The sequence below is a fragment of the Hydrocoleum sp. CS-953 genome (assembly GCF_002260545.1).
Taxonomy (GTDB): Bacteria; Cyanobacteriota; Cyanobacteriia; order Cyanobacteriales; family Microcoleaceae; genus Trichodesmium.
In genome coordinates, this window is the sequence record NZ_LGSU01000695.1 from 1 (window position 1) to 4261 (window position 4261).

4 protein-coding genes are annotated in these 4261 nt (G+C 35.2%); 2 read left to right on the forward strand and 2 right to left on the reverse strand.

The annotated features are described in order from the left end of the window. Positions 1-484 precede the first annotated feature (484 nt). On the forward strand, positions 485-730 hold the full coding sequence (locus AFK68_RS08045) for a hypothetical protein (protein WP_094670736.1): 246 nt from the start codon (positions 485-487) through the stop codon (positions 728-730). A 355-nt stretch (positions 731-1085) separates the two neighbouring features. On the opposite strand, the gene AFK68_RS38375 is transcribed toward AFK68_RS08045, so the two are convergent. Continuing rightward, on the reverse strand, positions 1086-1634 hold the full coding sequence (locus AFK68_RS38375; RefSeq protein WP_246844061.1) for an RNA-guided endonuclease TnpB family protein: 549 nt from the start codon (positions 1632-1634) through the stop codon (positions 1086-1088). Next, positions 1591-2259, reverse strand: a complete 669-nt coding sequence (locus AFK68_RS38380) for a transposase (protein WP_210407290.1) — start codon at positions 2257-2259, stop codon at positions 1591-1593. The genes AFK68_RS38375 and AFK68_RS38380 overlap by 44 nt, the downstream gene beginning before the upstream one ends. 242 nt (positions 2260-2501) lie before the next feature. On the opposite strand from AFK68_RS38380, the gene glyA reads away from it, so the two are divergent. After that, entirely contained in the window at positions 2502-3779 is a 1278-nt protein-coding gene (gene glyA / locus AFK68_RS08055) for a serine hydroxymethyltransferase (protein WP_094672295.1), read from the forward strand. Positions 3780-4261 lie beyond the last annotated feature (482 nt).

The window sequence follows — 4261 nt, forward strand, 5'->3', positions numbered from 1 at the left end:
ATATAAAGCTTACCAAGAAATTACTAAAAATGAAGATATAGTGGAGGTTTATAAGAGAGAGCAAAAAAAACAGATAGAACAAAATAATTTAACAAAAAAACTAGCAAAAATAATAAAATTGGTCAGGCACCAATAATATATAGAATTGTGATTTTATTATTTTTGTTTTTTGTGGGAATGCCTGTGATTTTAGAAATTTTTCCAATTATTTTTGATAGTCCAGTTAGGATTATATGTAAGGTCAAAGATAAGTGTTGAAGCTGGAGATAGTTTTCATATAAATATGTCTTTTAATAAAAGGAAAAAACACAATATTTTTTGAATCAGTTAAACTAAAAATTAGTCGATCTTTAGTTCACAAAGGAAATCTAAATTATGTCAGATTACAACATCAATTTCATAAATCAAGGAAATGCTTCTAATACCGGAAAACAATCTGCTATTGGCAAACAAAAAAAACTACTACTCTGAACAGCAGAAGACAATGGCTGAAGTTGCCAAGGAAATTCAAGATTTACTAAACCAACTTCAAGATACTTATCCGACTAAGACTCTAAGTGAGCGAGAAGTAGGGAAGAAGTTTGCGGAAATGATCGACCAAAAACCTAGTTTGAAGAAGAGAATTATCAGTGCGGTTAAGTCTACTAGCTTAACCGCTCTACAGGAAGCTGTAGATAATCCTGCATTTAATATTGCATCTGCTTTTTTACAAGGTTTCTCTAACCCATAGAAGTTACTACTTTTCTGCAATTTATTTGCAGGATAATCTTTGTAAGGTACGTCATTTTGCCAAAACCAGGACAATTACCATTGAGTCAGTTAGTTATCGAAAACAAATTCTCAAAGGAAATTAACCATAGTTCCGCTAATATAAACTAAATTCCTCCACCCCATACTAAAAACCATAAGTGCCAGTGTGGGGCATATAGTTCATAAAAATATAGCCAAATATGACATATTCTTACTTTGCAGGTGTTACCCTAACTGGGTATTAGCGAAGCTCCTCCGCAGGAGGCACTACAACACCACGCCAGTTGCTTCAAGTCGGGGGACCCGCCCAACGCACTGGCTCCTCTATCCCATGGTCAAAGACAAAAGGGAGCTGCTTTTTTCATTATGTTCAGAGCGCCATTCACATCAGCATTGATTAATCCTTTGCTGGCAGTACGATACAAACCTCTTTTTACTCTTTTTCCGGAAAAAGTGACCTGATTTTTCTTACCTTTTTTATAAACTGGAATCAAATCATTATCTATAAAACTTGCTTTTGACGTATAAGATTCTTCAGTAATAATTACTTTTATCCCTACCATCTCAGCTTTATAAGATAACATTTCAATTAACTTATTATAGGGGACACAGACAAAATTTTGATTGTTTCTTTTCCCTAAGTTGATATTCTGCTTCCAGCCTTCATTGTGGCCAATTATCAAAGTTCCTATTTTCTCATTAATCAGGGTATCAATAATCAAACGAGATGCTTTATGGAGATAATCATTGATTTTAAATTCTCTTTTATTAGAAAGCTTTTTTAGTCTGAAGCTTGACTGATTTTCCCGGAGTTGAGATTGCAGGAAGCTGCTAACTTTATTATAGTATTGATTGATAGATTTTAACGGTCTGCCATTTATCACTCTTGGGTTTTATTCCGGCTTGATTAAAAGTTAATGTAGCTAGATTGTTTAATCCTATATCAATACTGGCACAACGATTTTTTTCTAGCTCGTATTGTTTTTCCGTCGCTTCATAAATCACCTCTATTAGATAATGGTTCAGTCTAGGGACGAGACGAACTTGTTTAATTTGTGAAGTAGGTACTAAGGTTTTTAGATTAATTCCAGTTTTACTCGGATTAATAATTCCTTGTTTAAGTTGCCTCTTGCTGATGGCTTGTGTTGTATAAACTACAATATTTCTTCCTGTAATTTTATTTTTATATCCAGGAAGACAAGGACGAGATTTAAACTTTGATGGATTCTCTTTATAAACTTCGTTCGCTGCTAAAAAACTTTTCCAGTTTCTCTCTAAAATCATCAAGATTTGTTGAGAGACTTTAGCTGGCATTGCTTGATAGTATCCTTGAGATTGAAGTGTTTTTTGAAGCTGATAATAGGATAGATTTTTCTTTTCAAAGATAAAAGACTGACGAACTAAATAATTAGCATAGTTATAGAGATTTTTAGACAAGAAACACAGTCGGTCAATTTCAGTATAAAACCGATGATTTTTTTGAATAATATGTCTCTCAACTAATCTCATAAATCAAGGGATTAAAACTACTCAAGGCTCCAATCATTTATTAATCTTTATGATTGTGATTGAGCTTTTAATTCTCAGCCAACTCCATTATACCATTAAACATAAGGTCGAGAGTTATTAAATTTTGTCAAATATTTAGTAGCTGCTTAGTACAAATCAACGAAGATATTTAACATTGTTTGACTATATACGACTATGGAACATTTACTATAGTTTTAATGTAGCCTCTAAAAATATACAACATGATTAACACTAACTTTCTCGCCGATACTGACCCCTTAGTAGCCGAACTAATTCAAAAAGAATACGGACGGCAACAAGACCACCTAGAACTAATTGCCAGTGAAAATTTTACCTCACCTGCAGTAATGGCTGCCCAAGGTTCCGTACTAACCAACAAATATGCCGAAGGTCTCCCTGGTAAACGTTACTACGGTGGCTGTGAATTTATAGACAAAATCGAACAAATAGCCATAGACCGTGCCAAAGAATTATTTGGAGCTGCCCACGCCAATGTACAACCCCATGCTGGAGCGCAGGCCAACCTTGCAGTATTCCTCACATTATTACAACCAGGGGATACCATCATGGGAATGGACTTATCCCACGGTGGACATTTGACCCACGGTTCGCCAGTCAACATTTCTGGTAAATGGTTCAAAGTTCATCATTATGGTGTAAGTCAGGAAACAGAAGCTATAGACTATGACCAAGTTCTCCAACTGGCAAAAGAACATAAACCCAAATTGCTGATTTGTGGTTATTCTGCCTATTCTCAAATAATTGATTTTGAGAAATTCCGGGCGATCGCCGATGAAGTAGGAGCTTATTTATTAGCGGATATTGCTCATATTGCTGGTTTAGTAGCAACAGGTCATCATCCTAACCCAGTCCCCCACTGTGATGTAGTAACAACTACCACCCACAAAACTTTAAGGGGGCCACGAGGCGGTTTAATCCTGACCCGCGACCCAGAATTAGGGAAAAAATTAGACAAAGCAGTATTTCCCGGAACTCAAGGTGGTCCTTTAGAACACGTTATTGCAGCCAAAGCAGTTGCATTTGGAGAAGCGTTAAAGCCAGAATTTAAGACTTATTCCGGCCAAGTTATAGAAAATGCTGCTGCCTTAGCAACCCAACTGCAAAAACGCGGATTAAAAATAGTCTCCGGTGGTACGGAAAATCACGTTATGTTAGTGGATTTAAGGTCAGTAAGTATGACAGGTAAAAAAGCAGATAAGTTGATGAGTGGGGTAAATATTACTGCTAATAAAAATACTGTACCTTTTGACCCAGAGTCTCCTTTTGTTACCAGTGGTCTCCGACTGGGTTCTCCAGCAATGACAAGTCGAGGGATGAAAGCTGCTGAATTTACAGAAATAGGCGATATTATTGCGGAAAGATTACTAAGTCCAGAAGATGAAGGAGTAGCTCAAAAGTGTCGAGACAGGGTAGCATCATTATGCAATGGTTTTCCTCTCTATCCTCATCTGATGGCTAAAGTTCCTAGTCTAGTCTAAAGAAGTTTGGATTTTCGGTAAATCCTAATTGGGGATTAATTCTAGATCGAAAACTAGATAATACATATTAGCTAATTTAAAGGCTAAATTTCACCCCAAGGTTGTATATTTAATTAGGAATTAGTAGAGACATTATATAGAACGTCTCTACTAAAAAGTCAAATATTAAATATAGGGTAGCACTATAGTTTTAAGGCGTTGCTGAAACACGGTATGAAATTCCTAAATTATTTAAGGATAAATCAGAGCTATTCCAACTCTTTAAATTACTCAAAAAGATTCTTTCTAGCTCCTAACTCCTAAAATCATACTTTTATTCAGCAACGCCAGTTTTCAATAATTACGTTTTAGTGTAACTGCCCAACTATTACAAAAAAAATATTTTAATTTTCTACAATCATAACCTATTTATATTATAGTTAGTCGCAAAATATTCTGATGATACTAAACCAAATTAATAATTTATTATTAACTCTTAACCC